The organism is Microcella daejeonensis (assembly GCF_026625045.1).
GTDB lineage: Bacteria > Actinomycetota > Actinomycetes > Actinomycetales > Microbacteriaceae > Microcella > Microcella daejeonensis.
Genome location: NZ_CP113089.1, coordinates 2,266,524 through 2,284,647, shown reverse-complemented (window position 1 = coordinate 2,284,647; position 18,124 = coordinate 2,266,524). Strand labels below are relative to the sequence as shown.

Here is an 18,124-nt window from a genome sequence, read left to right as displayed (position 1 = left end):
CAAGGGCCCAGTCTAGTGAGCCGCGGGTCGGCTACTCCCCCGGCGCGGGCTCGGCGGCGACGCCCGCCGCGCGGTCGACGGGCGCGCCGCGCTCGCCGAGAGAATCGGCGCCGGGCTCGGCGACGGGCTTGTCGACGGCTCCCCCGAAGCGCCGGTCGCGCCCCGCGTACGACTCGATCGCCGCCCACAGGTGCCGACGGCGGAAGTCGGGCCACAGCGTGTCGAGGAACACCATCTCGGCGTAGGCGCTCTGCCAGAGCAGGAAGTTGCTCGTGCGCTGCTCGCCGCTCGACCGCACGAAGAGATCCACGTCGGGGGCGTCGGGCTCGTAGAGGTGGGCGCCGATCGTGCGCTCGGTGATGCGGTTCGGGGCAATGCGGCCGGCCGCGGCCTCCTCGGCGATGCGGCGCACGGCATCCACCAGTTCGATCCGGCCGCCGTAGTTGACGCACATCGTGAGGGTGAGGCCGGTGTTGCCGGCGGTTCGGCGCTCGGCCTCCTCGAGCTCGGAGACGACGCTGCGCCACAGCCGCGGGCGGCGCCCCGACCAGCGGATGCGCACGTTCCACGCGTCGAGCTGGTCGCGGCGGCGGCGCAGCACCTCGCGGTTGAAGCCCATGAGGAACCGCACCTCCTCGGGGCTGCGGCTCCAGTTCTCGGTCGAGAAGGCGTAGACGCTGAGGTGCGTGACCCCGAGCTGGATGGCGCCGGCGACGACGTCGAGCAGGCTCGCCTCGCCCGCGCGGTGCCCCTCGATGCGGGTGAGGCCCTTGAGGTTGGCCCAGCGGCCGTTGCCGTCCATGACGATCGCGACGTGCTTCGGCACGGCGGCGGCCGCGACGGCGGGGGGACGCTCGCCCGTCCAGTCGATCGGACGCAGCGGCTCGGCGACCTCGGCCCTGCGGGCCGCGCGGCGCTCGCGGCCGCTCGTGCGCGGCGCCGGCCGGCCCTCGTCGCGCTGCGCGCCGCTCACGCCGTGCTGCCGATCGCGAGATCGTCGGCCGGGTGCACGGGGATGCTCGCACGGGCATCGCGGTCGACGTGCGGCAGCGAGCGCAGGCCGCGCTCCAAGTGGAACTGCGCGTAGGCGGCGATGATGCCGCTCGCCTGCTGCCGCGGGCGCTCCTCGCTCGCGTCGGCGACGTCCCAGTCGCCCGTCATGAGCGCGGAGAGCAGCGCGAGGGCGGGCGGGCTCACCCTCGGCGCCCCCGGCGGGGCGGCCTCGTCGGCGACCATGCCGCCCAGCTGCACCACGAACGACCGGTGCGGGCCGGGCGCGCCGGTCACGGCGCAGTCGCCGAAGCTCGGCGCCCATCCCGCGATCGAGAGCGACCGCAGCAGGTACGAGTCGAGCGTGAGGCTCGGGTCGTGCTCGCCGCGCGAGAGCGAGCGCAGGGCTCCGACGAGCAGCAGGTACTGCTGGATGCCCCCGCCGTCGTCGCCCGTCACGCGATCGGCCGTCTCGACCATGACGCTCGCGGCCGTGTACCGGCCGTAGTCGCTCACGATGTCCTCGCCGTACGCGCCGAGCGACTCGGCCTGCTGCACGATGTCGAGGCTGCGCCCCTGGTAGAGCTGCACGTCGGCGACCATGAACGGCTCGAGGCGGGATCCGAACCGGCTGCCGGTGCGGCGCACGCCCTTGGCCACGGCGCGGATCTTGCCGTGCTGGCGGCTCAGCATCGTCACGATGCGGTCGGCCTCACCCAGCTTGTGGGTGCGCAGCACGACGGCTTCGTCTCGATAGGTGGGCACGTGACCAGTATCGCGCGGGAGACGGGGCGGGCGCTGGAGGGCGCGCTGCCCGCGCAGGGCGCCCGGTCAGCGCACGGCGCTCGGACGGCGCAGCGTCCGCAGCCAGCGCGGCCAGCGCAGGGCGCGCAGTCAGCGCAGCGCGCGCAGCCCGGCGGCGGAGTCCTGCAGCGCCGCGACCGCCGTGTTGAGGTCGGCGTCGCTCGTCTCCGCTCCGAAGCTGAAGCGCAGCGCCGTGCGAGCGAGGTCGGGGTCGTACCCCATCGCGAGCAGCACCGGCGAGGGGTCGTCGCGGCCGGCGGCGCAGGCCGACCCGCTCGAGCAGATGATGCCGCGGTCGTCGAGGGCGATGAGCAGCGGCTCACCGCCGAGTCCGTCGACCACGAAGGAGGCGTGGCCGGGCAGCCGCCGCTCGGGGTGGCCGGTGAGGCGGGCCTCGGGCACCGCCGCGAGCACCGCGGCGATGAAGCGGTCGCGGCGGGCGGCGACGGTGCTCACGGTGCCGGGATCGCGCTCGGCCTCGGCGAGCTCGAGCGCCGTCGCGAGACCCACCGCCCCGGCGACGTTCTCGGTGCCGGAGCGGCGGTCGCGCTCCTGGCCGCCGCCGTGCACGAGCGGCTCGAGGGGCGCGCTCGTTCGCAGGACGAGGGCGCCGACGCCTTTGGGGGCCCCGAGCTTGTGACCGCTGATGCTGATCGCGTCGGCCGTCGACAACTCAGGAGTTCTCGCCGGGTCAAGCGGCACCCAGCCCGCGGTCTGCACGGCGTCGACGTGCAGCAGCGCACCGACCGCGTGGGCCGCCTCGCCCAGTGCCCGCACGGGCTGCAGGGTGCCCACCTCGTTGTTGGCGTGCTGCACGCTCACGAGAGCCGTGCCCGGTCGGAGGGCGGCACGCACGGCCTCGACGTCGACTTCTCCTGAGTTGTCGACGGGAGCGATCGTGACCTCGACCTCGTGCCAGCGGCGCAGGTGGTCGGCGGCCTCGAGCACGGCCTCGTGCTCGACGGCCCCCACGATGATGTGGCGGTCGCGGCCGGCTCTGATGCTTCCGAGGGTCAAGCCGATCACGGCGAGGTTGTCGGCCTCCGTGCCGCCGCTGGTGAACACCACCTGCGCCGGACGGACCCCGCAGCGGGCCGCGACGCGCGCGCGGGCATCCTGCAGCGCCGTCGCGGCCGCCCGCCCGAGGGCGTGCGTGCTCGACGGGTTGCCGTAGCCGCCGGTCAGGTGCGGCCACATCGCCTCGAGCACGGCGCGGCGCACGGCCGTCGTCGCCGACTGGTCGAGGTCGATCAGCCGGTCGGTCATCGCACCGAGATGTCGAGCCCGAGATCGAGCGCGGGCGCGGAGTGGGTGAGCGCCCCGACCGAGATGATGTCGACGCCGGTCTCGGCGATCGCGCGCACGGTGTCGAGGCTCACTCCCCCGCTGGCCTCGACGAGCGCCCGGCCGTCGATCAGCGCCACGGCGGCGACGAGGTCGGCGAGCGCGAAGTTGTCGAGCAGGACGATGTCGGCGCCGCCGTCGAGCACGGCCTCGATCTGGTCGATACGGTCGACCTCGACCTCGAGCGTGGTGGTGTGCGGGATGCGGCTGCGCACCGTGCGGATCGCCTCGGCGATGCCGAGCCCCTCCGCGGCGAGCACGGCGAGGTGGTTGTCCTTGAGCATGACGGCGTCGGAGAGCGAGTGGCGGTGGTTGTGCGCCCCGCCTGCGCGCACGGCGGCCTTCTCGAGCACGCGCAGGCCCGGCGTGGTCTTGCGGGTGTCGACGATGCGCGCAGGGGTGCCGGCGACGGCGTCGACGTAAGCGCGCGTGAGGGTCGCGACCCCGGAGAGGCGCTGGGCGAGGTTGAGCGCGACGCGCTCTCCGGTGAGGATGCCCCGCGCCGGGCCGCGCACGACGGCGACCTCGGCGCCCGGGGTCAGCGGCGCACCGTCGGGCAGCAGCATCTGCACCTCGATGCCGGCGTCGGCCCGTCGGAACGCGGTCGCGAGCGCGAGCCCGCCCGCGAGCACCCCGTCGACGCGGCTCGACAGCCGCGCGGTCGCCAGCGCCGACGCCGGGATGGAGGCCTCGCTGGAGAGGTCGCCCCAGGGGGCGTCCTCGGCGAGGGCCAGGTCGACGATCGCCTCGACGGCGGGGCGCGGCGGGTCGAACTCGCCGGGGGTGCGGGCGTCGGTCATGCGGGGGGCTCCTGCGGGGGTCGAGGGGGCGGGTGCCGCCGAAGCGGAGGCGGCGAGGCTGGAGGCGGCGGGGCTGGAGGCAGCGGGGCGCCCGGCGGCTTGGGTGGGCGCAGCTGCTGCGGGCGCGGCGGGGTGCTCCCCCTCCGCAGCGGACGGCAGCATCGCGGCTGCGCGCGCTGTCGACAACTCAGGAGATGCCGGCGTCGCGCGCGTCCAGGCCCGTCGCAGTCGAGCAGCAGGATCCGGCGCGGGGGCGTCGGACCGAGCATGCGCGCCGCGCGACTCCTCGCGCGCCAGGGCTGCTGCCGTCACGAGGCGCGCCAGGGGCAGCAGGGTGCGGGCGAGGGCGTCCGAGGGCCGGGAATCCGCCAGACGCTGACCGAGCGAGATCAGGGAGAGCCCGTCACGGACGAGCCCGAGGTGCTGCCAGGCGAGCTCGCGCACCTCCTCCCCCGTGATCGGCAAGAGCCCGTCGGCGAGGACATCGGGTGCGGATGTCGCGGCTGCCAGCAGGGTGGGGATCTCCTGAGTTATCGACACGGACTCGACGGCGACGGGCGACGACGCACGCCGGGACGGCGACTCGGAGGCGGGGACGGCGAGAGACGCGCCCCAGCGGTCCGGCTCCTGCTGCAGCAGCGCCGCGCAGCGCATGGCCGAGACGGCGGCCTCGAGCAGCGAGTTCGAGGCGAGACGGTTCGCGCCGTGCACGCCGGTCGCCGCCGTCTCGCCGATCGCGAAGAGGCCGGGCACGGTCGTGCGGCCGTCGAGGTCGGCGAGCACCCCACCCATCGCGTAGTGCGCGGCCGGCGTCACCGGTACGGGCTCGGTCGCCCAGTCGATGCCGAGGCGCCGTACGAGCCGGTCGATCGTGGGGAAGCGCGCGGCGAGGGCGCTCGCGCCTCCGAGCCCGGTGGCGTCGAGATGCACGGGCCTGCCGCCCTGCGCGGCCATGGCGTCGGCGATGGCGCGGGCGACGATGTCGCGGGGGGCGAGCTCGGCGCGGGCATCCACGTCGAGCATGAACCGCCGCCCGGACTCGTCGCGCAGCACGGCGCCCTCGCCCCGCACGGCCTCGGAGACGAGGCCGCCCCCGACGAGCACGGTGGGGTGGAACTGCACGAACTCGAGGTCGGCGACCGCCGCACCCGCCCGGTAGGCCAGCACGATGCCCGACCCGATGGAGGTCGCGGGGTTGGTCGTGTGCGGGTAGAGCGCGCCCGCTCCCCCTGTGGCGAGCACGACCGCATCGGCGGCGAGCTCGCTGATCCCCTCCGGCCCGTCGATCTCGACGCCCGTCGCGCGCCCGTCCGTCACGAGGATGCGCGTGACGAGAGTGCGCTCGCGCACGATCACGCGGCTCTCGCGCAGGCGCTCGCTCAGAGCCGTCACGATGACCGAACCGGTCGCGTCGCCGCCGGCGTGCAGGACCCGGGGTCGGGAGTGCGCCGCCTCGAGGCCGCGGGCGAGCTCCCCGTCGGCGTCGCGGTCGAACTCGACCCCGCGGGCGATGAGCTCGGCGACGGCGGCTGGACCGTCGGCGCACAGGGTCGCCGCGACGGCCGGGTCGGTGAGCCCCGCGCCGGCGGCGATCGTGTCGGCGGTGTGCAATTCAGGAGAATCGTCGGCGCCGGTCGCCGCCGCGAGCCCGCCCTGCGCCCAGAGGCTGGAGCCCGACGGCAGGACCCCGCCCGTGAGGAGCACGATCTCCTGAGTCGTCGACGGCGACCCGTCGGCCACCCGCAGAGCCGCGAGCTGACCCGCGAGCCCGCTGCCCACGACGATGACGCGCATGCCGGGCCTCAGTCGCGCGGCTTCGCGGCGAGCATGCGCTCGAGGGCGACGCGGGCGCCCGACTGCACGCGCTCGTCGACCTCGATGCTGTTGACGACGCGGCCGGCGACGAGCTCCTCGAGCACCCAGGCGAGGTAGCCGGGGTGGATGCGGTACATCGTCGAGCAGGGGCAGATGACGGGGTCGAGGCAGAAGATCGTGTGCTGCGGGAACTCGGCCGCGAGCCGGTTCACCATGTTGATCTCGGTGCCGATCGCGAAGGTCGTCGGCTCGGTCGCCCCCGCCACCGCGCGGCGGATGTAGTCGGTCGATCCGGCCTCGTCGGCGGCGTCCACGACAGCCATCGGGCACTCCGGGTGCACGATGACGCGAACACCGGGATGCTGCGCCCGAGCCTGCTCGATCTGCCCCACCGTGAACCGCTTGTGCACGCTGCAGAAGCCGTGCCAGAGCACGACCTTCGCGTCCATGAGCTCTTGGCGGGTGGAGCCGCCGAGCGCTTTGCGCGGGTTCCACATCGGCATGAGCTCGGTCGGCACGCCCATCGCCTTGGCCGTGTTGCGCCCGAGGTGCTGGTCGGGGAAGAACAGCACGCGCTGCCCGCGCTCGAAGGCCCACTCGAGCACGGTCTTCGCGTTCGAGGAGGTGCAGACGATTCCGCCGCGCTCGCCGCAGAACGCCTTGAGCGCGGCGGAGGAGTTCATGTACGTGACGGGGATGATCGGCACGCGGCCCTCGGCGTCGGGCTCGGTGCCGTAGACGGCCTCGAGCTCCTCCCACGCCGCCATGACGGAGTCGATGTCGGCCATGTCGGCCATCGAGCATCCCGCGGCGAGGTTCGGCAGGATCACCTTCTGCTCGGGGCGGGCGAGGATGTCGGCCGTCTCGGCCATGAAGTGCACGCCGCAGAACACGATGTACTCGGCATCGGGCTTCGTGAGGGCGGCGTTCGCGAGCTGGAACGAGTCGCCGAGGAAGTCGGCGTGCTCTACGACCTCGTCGCGCTGGTAGAAGTGCCCGAGCACGACGAGGCGGTCGCCGAGGGTCTGCTTCGCGGCGACGATGCGCTGACGCAGCTCCTCGGCGGGAGCATCCTGGTACTCGCGAGGCAGGCCGCCCTGCCGGGGCGAGCCGGTCGGGATGACGTCGAACATCGACGAGCCGGGGCCGTAGCCGGGCACGCCGTCGAACTCCCACGGGCCCTTCGCGAGGTCGGGCGTGCACGTGTCGCCGGGCGCCTCGCCGTTCGTGATGGCGCGGATGGTCATGTCGAGCGTGGTCATGCGGGGATCCTCGGGGTGAGCGGGCCGGCGTCGACGAGCTGCACGTCGCCGACGTATCGATACAGGCGGGGAGGGCGGTGGCGGCCGCCGGTGACGACCTCGTCGGTGGCGACGACGTCGCCCGACGACTCCATCTGCCGGCGGAAGTTCGCGGGGTCGAGCGGCTTCTGCAGCACGGCCTCGTACACCCCGCGCAGCTCGGCGAGGGTGAACTGATCGCCGAGGAACGCCTGGGCGATGCGCGAGTACTCCATCTTGGTGCGCAGTCGCCACAGGGCGTAGTCGACGATGACGTTGTGGTCGAAGGCGAGCTCGGGCAGGGCATCCGCCGCGAACCAGCGCACGTTCTCGCCCGCCGTCACCCGCTCGGCCTCGTCGGCCCGCACGAGCGCCCAGTAGACGATCGAGACGACACGGCGGTCGGGAGATCGGTCGACGTCGCCGAAGGCGTAGAGCTGCTCGAGGTAGGCGGGCTCGAGCTGCGTGGTCTCGAGCAGGTTGCGCCGCGCGGAGGACTCGAGGCTCTCGGCCGCGTCGACCGGCCCGCCGGGCAGCGCCCAGCAGTCGAGGTGCGGCTCGCGGATGCGGCGCACGAGCGGCAGCCACACGCTCGACACGCCGCGCTCGTCGGTGCGCAGGGCGAAGATCACCGTCGAGACGGCGAGGCTGATGGATGCGCTGCTCGTCATCGCCGCCTCCTCCGCACCCCTCGGGGTCGTTCACGTCGGGTTAAAGTCACTCCGACAAGAACTGATGCTACCAGTTCAGGTCACCCGCACATGAACTGGCCCAGCGGACTGGCAGACTGGCCCCGTGACCGCCCTGTTCGTGATCCCCCTGTGGGCCGACCTGCTCGCCGTCGGCATCGGGGCGCTCCAGGGCGCGCTGTTCGCGGCGCAGTTCCGCGACCGCCGACTCGACCTGCTCGGCGTCGCCATCATCGGCATCGCGACCGGCTTCGGCGGCGGAATCCTGCGCGACATCCTGCTGGCCGAACCGCTCGCCCCGCTCGCCAGCAACTGGTACCTGCTCGTCGCGACCGCCGCGGCGCTGCTCGGGATGCTCCTCGAGCGCCTCTTCTCCCGCCTCAGCATGCTCATCACGGGTCTCGACGCCCTGACGCTCGGCCTCTTCGGCGCGATCGGCACCACCAAGGCGCTCGCCCTCGGGCTGCCCCCGGTCGCCGCCGTCTTCGTGGGGGTTCTCGCGGCGGTGGGCGGATCGATCCTGCGCGACCTCCTCCTCACCATGCCCATCGCGCTCATGCACGTCGGATCGCTCTACGCCCTCGCGGCCGCGGGCGGCACGATCGTGCTCACCGTGCTGCTCGCGTTCGAGGTGCCCGTCTTCATCGCCGCGGGCATCTGCGTCGTGGTGACCTTCGGCGTGCGCATCCTGTCGGTGCTCTTCGGCTGGTCGCTGCCGGAGCAGCGGCGCATCGAACGGCTGCCGCGCATCCCCCGCCCGCGTCTCGCGCGTCGGCGCACCGTGTCGACCGCGACGGGCGTCATCCACCTGCACCCGACCAGCTCGATCCCCGTGCAGCAGCAGGACGAGCCGGTCGGTCTCGTCGAGCGGGCGCGCACGGGCGCGATCCGGATCGTGCGACCCGCCCCCGAGCCCGCGCGCGGGCGGCGCCGCTCGCCCATCCCGGGGGCGAGCCGCAGCCGGCGCTGAGCGACTGCCGCATCTGGCCGTCGCGGCGACAGGCGCCGCGCGCTCCCGCGCGGCACGCGTCGACAACTCAGGAGTTCCGACCCGAGCGCGTTCGAGCATCCCCGGGTTCGCGGCGGCCGCGCGCCGGGCGTCCGAGGGATCTCCTGAGTTGTCGACAGGACAATGGTTCTCACCTACGGTCTGATGGGTGCCCTCCCGCTCCGCCCGCATCCCTCCGGGGGTGATCGCCGCGGTGCAGGCCGAGGGCGCGCGGGTCGTCGTCGCGGGGGTATCCGGCGCGGGCAAGACGACGCTCGCTCGGGCGATCGGCGCGCGGACGGGCATCCGGCATGTCGAGATCGACGCGCTGCACTGGGGTGCGGGATGGACGCCGCGCCCGGAGTTCCTCGACGACGTGAGGTCGTTCGTCGCCACCGACAGCTGGATCACCGAATGGCAGTACCGCCGCGCGCGCGACCTCGTCGTCGCCCGGGCCACGGTGCTCATCTGGCTCGACCTCCCCTTCCCGCTCGTACTGGCCCGCGTCGTGCGGCGCACGGCCCGACGCCGCCGCCGGCGCGAGAAGCTCTGGAACGGCAACGTCGAGCCGGGTCTCCGTCATGCCGTCCTGAACCGCGAGGGCGTGATCCGCTGGTCGATCGCCACGCGTCGGAAGTACGCGCCGATGATCGCCGCACTGAGAACGACCGCGCCGCACGTCGAGGTGATCCGACTCCGCTGGCGGCGGGATGCCAGACGGCTTCTGCGCGCGCTCGATCCGGAGCCGCTCGTCAACAACTCAGGAGATCGCTGACGCGCGCCCGGGCGCGACCGCGACGGTTCGCGACTCGCCGGGTCGCGTGCGGCAGGAACTCCTGAGTTGTCGACGCGGGGGCACGGGTGCGGGGCGACTCGGGGTGCGGACGTTCGGGACCGAGCGCGGGCAACGACTAGCGGGCGCGCGCAAATACCGACCCACGCGCGGGAGGACGGTGGCGGAGCCGGGGCGTTACGAGTGTGGACACCGGCCGCGGACGCGGGCGGGCGCCGATCGCCGGCACACCCGACCGGGCACCGGCGCGGGCTGCCGCCACGATCCCGGCGCGGCGCGCTACGCTTCGACGAGCTCGCGGTCGGGCGCCTCGAGCCGGATGGCCCGGTTGACGGCCGAGACGACCGCCTTGAGCGACGCCGTCGAGATGTCCGCGTCGATGCCCACGCCCCAGAGGGTGCGGCCGTCGACCTCGAGCTCGACGTACGACGCCGCGAGGGCGTCACCGCCGGCGCTGAGAGCGTGCTCGACGTAGTCGAAGAGGCGGATGCTGATGCCCTCCTCCTGCATGATCGACAGAAACGCGGCGATCGGTCCGTTGCCGGTCGCCGTGACGCCGTCGATCGCCTCGCCGTCGCGCAGCGTCGCGTCGAGGCGCACCTCACCCGTCATGTCGCTGGCGGTGCGGGTCGAGAGCAGCTCGAAGCGGCCCCACTTCTCGTCGGCGACCGCCGCGGGCAGGTACTCGTCCTGGAAGATCTCCCAGATCTGCTCCGAGGTCACCTCGCCGCCCTCGGCGTCGGTCTTCGCCTGCACGACGCCGCTGAACTCGATCTGCAGCTTGCGCGGCAGGTCGAGCTTGTGGTCGGTCTTGAGCAGGTACGCGACCCCGCCCTTGCCCGACTGCGAGTTGACGCGGATCACGGCCTCGTAGGAGCGACCGAGATCCTTGGGGTCGACAGGCAGGTACGGCACCGCCCACACGAGGTCGTCGACACCGACGCCCTCGGCCGCGGCACGGGCATCCATCGCCTCGAAGCCCTTCTTGATGGCGTCCTGGTGCGAACCGCTGAAGGCCGTGTAGACGAGGTCGCCCGCCCAGGGGCTGCGCTCGTGCACCTTGAGCTGGTTGCAGTACTCGGCGGTGCGCTTGATCTCGTCGAGGTCGCTGAAGTCGAGCTGCGGGTCGATGCCCTGAGTCAGCAGGTTGATGCCGAGCGCGACGAGGTCGACGTTGCCGGTGCGCTCGCCGTTGCCGAACAGGCAGCCCTCGATGCGGTCGGCGCCGGCGAGGTAGCCGAGCTCGGCGGCGGCGACGGCGGTGCCGCGGTCGTTGTGCGGGTGCAGGCTCAGCAGCACGTTCTCGCGGTGGGCCAGGCGGCGGTGCATCCACTCGATGGAGTCGGCGTAGACGTTCGGGGTGGCCATCTCGACGGTCGCGGGCAGGTTGATGATGACCTGGCGCTCGGGCGTCGGCTGCAGCTCGTCGAGCACGGCGTTGCAGATCTCGAGCGCGGTCTCGAGCTCGGTGCCGGTGTAGCTCTCGGGGCTGTACTCGTAGAAGATCTCGGTGCCGGGCACGGTGGCCTCGTACTGCTTGCACCAGCGCGCGCCCTGCAGCGCGATCTCCTTGACGCCGGCTACGTCGGTGCGGAACACGACCTCGCGCTGCAGCGCGCTCGTCGAGTTGTAGAAGTGCACGATGGCGCGCTTGGCGCCCGTGATCGACTCGTAGGTGCGGGCGATGAGCGACTCGCGCGACTGCGTCAGCACCTGGATGGTGACGTCATCGGGGATGAGGTCGTCCTCGATGAGGCTGCGCACGAAGTCGAAGTCGGTCTGCGAGGCCGAGGGGAACCCGACCTCGATCTCCTTGAAGCCCATGCGCACGAGCAGGTCGAACATGATGCGCTTGCGCTCGGGGCTCATCGGGTCGATGAGGGCCTGGTTGCCGTCGCGCAGGTCGACGGCGCACCAGCGCGGCGCGTGCGTGATGGACTTCGTCGGCCACGTGCGGTCGGGCAGGTCGACGGGAAGCACCGACTGGTACGGCGCGTACTTGTGGATGGGGAGTCCGGAGGGCTGCTGACGGTTCTGCATGAGGTGCTCCTGGCGGTTCGCGGGTCTAAAGATTTCAGCCGACGACGAACTCCGCGACGAGGGAGGCTAAGGGCTAGACCTCGTCGCGGCAGCGAAGAAGAAGCTGACCGAACACGGCTTCAGGGTACACCCGGGCCTGCACGAGCGCTGAACGGCAGCTCGGGATGCCCGGCGCGGGCAACCGTTCGGATGAACCCTCTCATCCCTGAGGATGACATCCGCTCGCGTCCTCCCCGTTCGGAGCGGCTCGGGGCTTAGCGTGACGAGCATGTTCGATCGACTCCTCGCCCGGCTCAGCGACCGCGGGCAGCACCGACTCCTCATCGCCGAGATCGTCATCGGCGTGCTGTTCTCCGCCGCGGCGTTCTACACCGCACTGGATCTCACGAGCTCCAGCCTCATCGCGACCGCCCTCCTGCCGCTCGGCGCCGGCATCGCGCTGCATCGGGTCGCGCCGTTTAAGGCGCTGGCGATCTCGGTCGTCCCCCTCATCATGCTTCTCCTCCTCGGCTTCAGCGGCGGAACCCCCAACGGGGCGTATTGGCTGCCCGTCTACGTCGCCCTCTTCGGCACGGTGGCCTACGGCTCCGACGCGGTCCGCTGGGTCGGCCGCAGCGCGGCGCTCGGGCTCACGGCGATCTTTGTCGCCGGTGGCATCTACGTCAGCTCGTACGGACTCGGTGCGGCAGGGTTCGTGGTCCTGCTCGCTCCGGCGATCGCGGTTGTGGCGGGCGAGCTGGTGGTCGCCGCCTCACGGCGTCGCGCCCTCGGCGAGGTCGTCGAGACCGTCAGCACCGAGCGCGACGCCGCCCTCACCCGCGCCGACCTCGAGGCCGAGCGCTCGCGGGTCGCCCGCGACGTGCACGACATCGTCGCCCACTCCCTCACCGTCGTGATCGCGCAGGCCGACGGCGCCCGCTACGCGACGGCCGAGCGCGACGCGCAGGCGGCCGAGGCCTTCGAGACGATCGCGCGCTCGGCCCGCGACGCGCTCGCCGACGTGCGCGTGCTGCTCACCGAGCTGCGGCACACCCAGGAATCCGGTCCGCAGCCGGGGCTCGCCGACCTCGACGGCCTGCTCGCCGCGATGCGCGACTCGGGTCTGGTGCTCGAGACCCGGCAGTTCGGCGACCGCGGCCGTCTCACCGAGGCCCGCCAGCTCGCGCTGTACCGCATCACCCAGGAGGCCCTCACGAACGCCCTGCGCCACGGCGACGGCACGGCGACGTTAGAGCTGGAGTGGGGGCAGAGCGCCGTCGACCTCGTGGTCACGAACCCTGCGCGCTCCGACTCCCCCGCACCGAGCGGCGTCGGCGCGGGTCACGGCATCGACGGGATGCGCGAGCGCGCCGCCCTCGCCGGGGGCGAGCTGAGCATCCACCACGGCGGGGTCGTGCGCCTGCGGGCCCGGCTGCCGCTCGAGCCGGCCCCCTCCGAGGCGCACCCCGATGACGGCGAGCTCGGCGGATCGCCGGTGCTCGCTCTCGAGGCCGGGTCGCGCGCATGACCGCCGCCGGCACCCCCGCGCCCGCCCCGGCCGATCCTCCGGCACCCGCAGCACCCATCGGACCCGCAGCACCCGCAGCGCCCGCGAACGCCGGGACCGCACCCGGAGCCGTGCGCATCATCGTGCTCACCGTGCCCCGCCGCCGCGGCGATCTCGCGATCGCCCTGCCCTGGTTCCTCGGACGGGCGTTCAGGCGATGAGCCCGCACCCGATCGGCGTGCTGCTCGTCGACGATCAGCCGCTGTTCCGCCGCGGCATGGCGATGCTCATCGACTCGCAGCCCGACCTGCGGGTCGTCGGCGAGGCCGGCGACGGCGCTGCCGCGGTCACGACGGCGCAGCAGACGGCGCCGGACGTCGTGCTCATGGACATCCGGATGCCGGGCACCGACGGCATCGCGGGCACGGCGGGCATCCTGCGCGACGCCGCCGCGAACGGCCGCACCCCGCCGCGCGTCATCGTGCTCACGACCTTCGACCTCGACGACGCCGCGCTGCGGGCGATCCGCGCCGGGGCGAGCGGGTTCCTGCTGAAGGACGCCGAGCCCGAGTTCCTGCTCGCCGCCGTCCGGGCGGTGCACGGCGGGCACGCGGTGGTCGCGCCGGGGGCGATCGGCGACCTGCTGGCCCACGTGGATGCTCGCGCCGAGCATCCCGCCCCCGCCGGCCGCGCCGCCGACCCCGCCGCGCTCGACGCGCTCAGCCCGCGCGAGCGCGAGATCTTCGCCGCCGTCGCCGCGGGCCTGAGCAACGCCGAGATCGCCGCCCGCGAGTTCGTCAGCGAGGCGACGGTGAAGTCGCACGTCGGCCGCATCCTCGCGAAGCTGGCCCTGCGCGACCGCGTGCAGGTCGTGCTCTACGCGCACGACCACGGGCTGCTGCCTCGGCGGGCGGGCGGCGGGCCCTAGAAGCCGAGCCGCCCCAACTGCTTCGGGTCGCGCTGCCACTCCTTGGCGACCTTGACGTGCAGCTTGAGGAACACGCGGCGGCCCAGCAGCTTCTCGATCTCGCCGCGGGCCCGCGCGCCGACCTCGCCGAGGCGGGCGCCGCGGTGGCCGATGATGATGCCCTTCTGGCTGTCGCGCTCGACCCAGACGTTGGCGAAGATCTGCAGCAGGCCGTCGTCGCGCTCGTCGATCTCGTCGACCGTCACGGCGAGCGAGTGCGGCAGCTCGTCGCTCACGCCCTCCAGCGCGGCCTCGCGGATGAGCTCGGAGATGCGGTCGTCCTCGGTCTCGTCGGTGCGCGCCTCGTCGCCGTAGAGGGGCGGCGACATCGGCATCAGGGCGAGCAGGTGGTCGAGCAGCAGCTCCACCTGGTCGCCCGTGACGGCGGAGAGCGGGATGATCTCGTCCCAGTCGCGCAGGCGCGAGACGGCGAGCAGCTGCTCGGCGACCCGCGCGGGGCCGGCGGCGTCGGTCTTCGTGACGATCGCGACCTTGCGCGTGCGCGGGAACGACTCGAGCTGCTCGTTGATGTACTTGTCGCCCGGGCCGATCGCCTCGGTCGCGGGCACGCAGAAGCCGATGACGTCGACGTCGCCGAGGGTCGTCTGCACGACCGAATTGAGGCGCTCGCCGAGCAGGGTGCGCGGGCGGTGCAAGCCCGGTGTGTCGACGACGATGAGCTGACCGTGCGGGCGGTGCACGATGCCGCGGATGGCGCGGCGCGTCGTCTGCGGCTTCGAGGAGGTGATGGCGACCTTCTCGCCGACGAGGGCGTTGGTCAGGGTCGACTTGCCGACGTTGGGGCGGCCGACGAAGGTGACGAAGCCGGCGCGGTGCTCCGGGGTGCCGGCGGCGGGGCCGGTCGGGCTCTCATCGCGGGATGCTGCGCTCATGCCTGCTCCTCCACGAGCGTCTGCTCGTCCTCCGAGAACGCGCGCCGGGCATCCAGCAGCGTCTGATCGGCCTCGACGAGCACGGTCACGACGCGCTTGCGACGGCCCTCCGTGCGCTCGGCCGTGAGCTGCAGCCCGTCGATGCTCGTGCTCGATCCGGCCACGGGGAGCCGGCCGAGGTGCTTGGTGAGGAGGCCGCCCACCGTGTCGACGTCGTCGTCGTCGAGCTCGATGCCGAACAGGTCGCCAAGCTCGTCGACGGGCATGCGCGCGCTGACGCGGAAGAGGTTCTCGGACAGCTGCTCGGAGGCCGCCGTCTCGCGGTCGTACTCGTCGCTGATCTCGCCGACGAGCTCCTCGATGAGGTCCTCCATCGTCACGAGACCGGCGATGCCGCCGTACTCGTCGACGACGAGGGCGAGGTGGTTCGACTCCAGCTGCAGCTGCCGCAGCGCGTCGTCGGCCTTCTTCGACTCCGGCAGGAAGAGGGCGGGCTTCGCGACGCTCTCGACGAGCGTCGTCGCGCAGGCCTCCGGCGTCTCGAAGGCCATGCGGGAGGCGTCACGCAGGTACACGACGCCGAGCACGTCGTCCGTGTCGTCGCCGATGACGGGGATGCGCGAGACGCCGCGCGCGAGGAACAGACCCATCGCGTCGGAGACCGTCGCGTCGCGCTCGAGCGTCACCATGTCGGTGCGGGGCAGCATCACCTCGCGCACGATCGTGTCGTTGAACTCGAAGATCGAGTGGATGAGCTCGCGGTCCTCCTTCTCGAGCACCTCGAGATCGGTGGCCTCGTCGACCATGCTCAGCAGCTGCTCCTCGCTCGAGAAGGTCGCACTGCGGGGCCGGCCGGGCGTCACCCGGTTGCCGATCGCGACGAGCGCGTCGGCGAGCGGCCCGATCGCGAGGCGCACGCCGCGGATGAGGCCGCCCGTGACCCGCAGGAGAGGCCGGGGGTGGGTGCGGCCGACGCTGCGCGGGCTCGAGCCGACGAGGATGAACGAGACGGCGATCATGATGAGCGCGCTCACCGCGAGGGCCCACCACCACTCGTCGATGAGGCGCGCGAACGCGAGGGTCACGAGCACCGCCGCGATCGTCTCGGCGACGATGCGGAGGAAGTTGACCGCGTTGACGTGGGCGCCGACCTCGTTCGCGACGGCGAGGAGGGTGCGCGGGTTCTTCTTCTGCGAGGCCAGGTCGACCATGTCGGTGCGGCTGACCGAGCCGAGGGCCGCGTCGATGGCCGCCATGAGACCGCCGAAGGCGACGAGCAGGGCGGCGACGATGAAGAAGACGGCGGTGATCATCGCGCTCGGCGGCGCTCGGCGAGGGTGAAGCCGACGAGCACGTCGCGCTGGATGCCGAACATCTCCTTCTCCTCCTCCGGCTCCGCGTGGTCGAAGCCGAGCAGGTGCAGCAGGCCGTGCGTGGTCAGCAGCAGCAGCTCGTCCTGGGTCGAGTGCCCCGCGGTCTCGGCCTGGCCGATCGCCACCTGCGGGCAGAGCACGATGTCGCCCAGCAGTCCGGGCGGCGTCGGCTCCTCGTCGCTGCCGGGGCGCAGCTCGTCCATGGGGAAGCTCAGCACGTCGGTCGGCCCGGGCTCGTCCATCCACTGCAGGTGCAGCTGCTCCATGGCGCCCTCGTCGACGAGCACGATCGCGAGCTCGGCGTCCTGGTGCACGTTCAGGTACTCGAAGGCGTGGAAGGCGAGGCGCTGCAGGGCGGCCTCATCGACGGGGATGCCCGACTCGTTGTTGATCTCGACGGCCATGGTCTACCAGCCTCTCGGTCGGGGGTCGCGGCGCTGGGTCTGGCGGTCGCGGTTCGCGCCGGCCCGGCGCGCGGCGCGGTTCTCGCCCTCGCCCGAGCCGCCGGCCTCGCGCGCGTGCTGCTGCGCCTGCTTCTCGGCGTCGTACTTGGTGTAGGCGTCGACGATTCGGCCGACGAGCGAGTGCCGCACCACGTCGTCGCTGGTGAGGCGGGCGAAGTGGATCTCGTCCATGCGGTCGAGCACGCGCGTGACGAGCTGCAGCCCGCTCGCGCCGACCGGCAGGTCGACCTGCGTGATGTCGCCCGTGACGACCATCTTCGAGCCGAAGCCCAAACGCGTGAGGAACATCTTCATCTGCTCGGGCGTCGTGTTCTGCGCCTCGTCGAGCACGATGAAAGAGTTGTTGAGCGTGCGGCCGCGCATGTAGGCGAGCGGCGCCACCTCGACGACACCGGTCGTGAGCAGCTTCGGCACGAGCTCCGGATCCATCATCTCGTTGAGCGCGTCGTAGAGCGGCCGCAGGTACGGGTCGATCTTGTCGGTGAGCGTGCCGGGGAGGAACCCGAGCCGCTCGCCCGCCTCGACGGCCGGCCGCGTGAGGATGATGCGGTCGACCTCCTTGCGCTGCAGCGCCTGCACGGCCTTCGCCATCGCCAGGTAGGTCTTGCCGGTACCGGCGGGGCCGATGCCGAAGACGATCGTGTTGAGGTCGATCGCGTCGACGTACGACTTCTGCCCGAGCGTCTTCGGGCGGATGCTCTTGCCGCGGCTCGTGAGGATCGACTGGCTCAGCACCTCCGCCGGGCTGCCGGCGCCCTCGGCGATGATCCTCGCCGAGCTGGCCACCTCGGTGGGGCCGAGTTCGTGTCCGTTGCGAACCATGGTGATGAGCTCCTCGACCAGCGTGGTGGCCGCTTGTACCTGCGAGGGCTCGCCCTCGAGGGTGATGAGGTTGCCGCGCACGTGCACGGCGAGGTCGGGATGCTGCTGCTCGAGCGTGCGCAGAAGACGATCCTGCGGGCCGAGCAGCTGCACCATGGCGACGCCGTCGACCTCGAGCTCGGCGCGCGAGCCGGGCGGGGCGGGTGTGGTCGCGTCGTCAGCCGGCAAGCGAGCCCTCGTGCACTCCCCCGGCGAGCACGTGCGCGTGCACGTGGAACACCGTCTGCCCGGCGCTCTCGCCGGTGTTGAACACGAGCCGGAAGTCGCCGTCGGCGTGGCTCTCGGCCAGGCTGCGCGCGGTCGCGACGAGCTCGGCCAGCAGCGCGGGGTCGCCCGCCGCGAGCTCGACGACGTCGCGGTACTGCTCGGTCTTGGGCACCACGAGCAGGTGCACGGGCGCCTGCGGGGCGATGTCTCGGAACGCGATGACCCGCTCGGTCTCGTGCACGATCTCGGCCGGGATCTCGCGCGCGACGATGCGGCTGAAGATGCTCGGCGACGGCTCGGTGCTCATGG

Annotated in this window: 15 protein-coding genes and 1 pseudogene; 4 read left to right on the top strand and 12 right to left on the bottom strand. The window is 72.7% G+C overall.

The genetic code is table 11. The annotated features are described in order from the left end of the window. Window positions 1-31: 31 nt before the first annotated feature. From OVN18_RS11060 to OVN18_RS11030, 6 genes are all read right to left on the bottom strand, one after another. Entirely contained in the window at window positions 32-880 is an 849-nt protein-coding gene (locus OVN18_RS11060; RefSeq protein ID WP_267783020.1) for an isoprenyl transferase, read from the bottom strand. An 89-nt stretch (window positions 881-969) separates the two neighbouring features. Next, window positions 970-1,755, bottom strand: coding sequence for a DNA repair protein RecO (gene recO / locus OVN18_RS11055; protein WP_267780834.1), 786 nt, complete (start codon window positions 1,753-1,755; stop codon window positions 970-972). 129 nt (window positions 1,756-1,884) lie between these two features. Next, on the bottom strand, window positions 1,885-3,048 hold the full coding sequence (locus tag OVN18_RS11050; protein ID WP_267783018.1) for a cysteine desulfurase family protein: 1,164 nt from the start codon (window positions 3,046-3,048) through the stop codon (window positions 1,885-1,887). Window positions 3,049-3,056: 8 nt separating this feature from the next. After that, on the bottom strand, window positions 3,057-5,732 hold the full coding sequence (gene nadB / locus OVN18_RS13160) for an L-aspartate oxidase (RefSeq protein ID WP_324287778.1): 2,676 nt from the start codon (window positions 5,730-5,732) through the stop codon (window positions 3,057-3,059). Between the two features lie 8 nt (window positions 5,733-5,740). After that, entirely contained in the window at window positions 5,741-7,015 is a 1,275-nt protein-coding gene (gene nadA / locus OVN18_RS11035; protein ID WP_267780832.1) for a quinolinate synthase NadA, read from the bottom strand. Further along, window positions 7,012-7,704, bottom strand: a complete 693-nt coding sequence (locus OVN18_RS11030) for an NUDIX hydrolase (protein WP_267780831.1) — start codon at window positions 7,702-7,704, stop codon at window positions 7,012-7,014. Before OVN18_RS11030 ends, nadA begins: the two co-directional genes overlap by 4 nt. A gap of 124 nt (window positions 7,705-7,828) precedes the next feature. Here OVN18_RS11030 and OVN18_RS11025 point away from each other — a divergent pair. Beyond that, window positions 7,829-8,482, top strand: a pseudogene (locus tag OVN18_RS11025) (trimeric intracellular cation channel family protein); the annotation flags it as partial. 397 nt (window positions 8,483-8,879) lie between these two features. Further along, window positions 8,880-9,485, top strand: a complete 606-nt coding sequence (locus OVN18_RS11020; RefSeq protein ID WP_267780830.1) for a P-loop NTPase family protein — start codon at window positions 8,880-8,882, stop codon at window positions 9,483-9,485. A 297-nt stretch (window positions 9,486-9,782) separates the two neighbouring features. On the opposite strand, the gene leuA is transcribed toward OVN18_RS11020, so the two are convergent. Then, window positions 9,783-11,543 carry a 2-isopropylmalate synthase gene (gene leuA / locus OVN18_RS11015; protein ID WP_267780829.1) on the bottom strand — a complete coding sequence of 587 codons (1,761 nt, stop codon included), beginning with the start codon at window positions 11,541-11,543 and terminating at the stop codon, window positions 9,783-9,785. 268 nt (window positions 11,544-11,811) lie between these two features. Here leuA and OVN18_RS11010 point away from each other — a divergent pair, with 268 nt between their 5' ends. Both OVN18_RS11010 and OVN18_RS11005 read left to right on the top strand, forming a co-directional pair. Continuing rightward, the gene (locus tag OVN18_RS11010; protein ID WP_267780828.1) at window positions 11,812-13,050 is read left to right on the top strand and encodes a sensor histidine kinase; all 1,239 of its coding nucleotides are present in this window, start codon (window positions 11,812-11,814) and stop codon (window positions 13,048-13,050) included. Window positions 13,051-13,246: 196 nt separating this feature from the next. Beyond that, window positions 13,247-13,957: a response regulator gene (locus OVN18_RS11005; RefSeq protein ID WP_267780827.1), complete on the top strand. Its 711-nt coding sequence runs from the start codon at window positions 13,247-13,249 to the stop codon at window positions 13,955-13,957. Here the strand turns inward: OVN18_RS11005 and era are convergent. Genes era through OVN18_RS10980 form a run of 5 tightly spaced genes read right to left on the bottom strand, consistent with a single transcriptional unit; the run spans window position 13,954 to window position 18,122 of the window. Beyond that, window positions 13,954-14,889: a GTPase Era gene (era, locus tag OVN18_RS11000; RefSeq protein WP_267780826.1), complete on the bottom strand. Its 936-nt coding sequence runs from the start codon at window positions 14,887-14,889 to the stop codon at window positions 13,954-13,956. The two genes, OVN18_RS11005 and era, sit on opposite strands and share 4 nt — an antisense overlap. Beyond that, a complete protein-coding gene (locus tag OVN18_RS10995) occupies window positions 14,886-16,202 on the bottom strand; it encodes a hemolysin family protein (RefSeq protein WP_267737072.1) in 1,317 nt (438 codons plus the stop codon). Before OVN18_RS10995 ends, era begins: the two co-directional genes overlap by 4 nt. Then, entirely contained in the window at window positions 16,199-16,666 is a 468-nt protein-coding gene (gene ybeY, locus OVN18_RS10990; protein ID WP_168915611.1) for an rRNA maturation RNase YbeY, read from the bottom strand. The genes OVN18_RS10995 and ybeY overlap by 4 nt, the downstream gene beginning before the upstream one ends. Window positions 16,667-16,669: 3 nt before the next feature. Further along, complete coding sequence (locus tag OVN18_RS10985; RefSeq protein WP_407666035.1) at window positions 16,670-17,776, bottom strand: PhoH family protein; 1,107 nt, start codon at window positions 17,774-17,776, stop codon at window positions 16,670-16,672. Then, a complete protein-coding gene (locus tag OVN18_RS10980; protein ID WP_267737071.1) occupies window positions 17,766-18,122 on the bottom strand; it encodes a histidine triad nucleotide-binding protein in 357 nt (118 codons plus the stop codon). The genes OVN18_RS10985 and OVN18_RS10980 overlap by 11 nt, the downstream gene beginning before the upstream one ends. Between the last annotated feature and the right edge of the window lie 2 nt (window positions 18,123-18,124).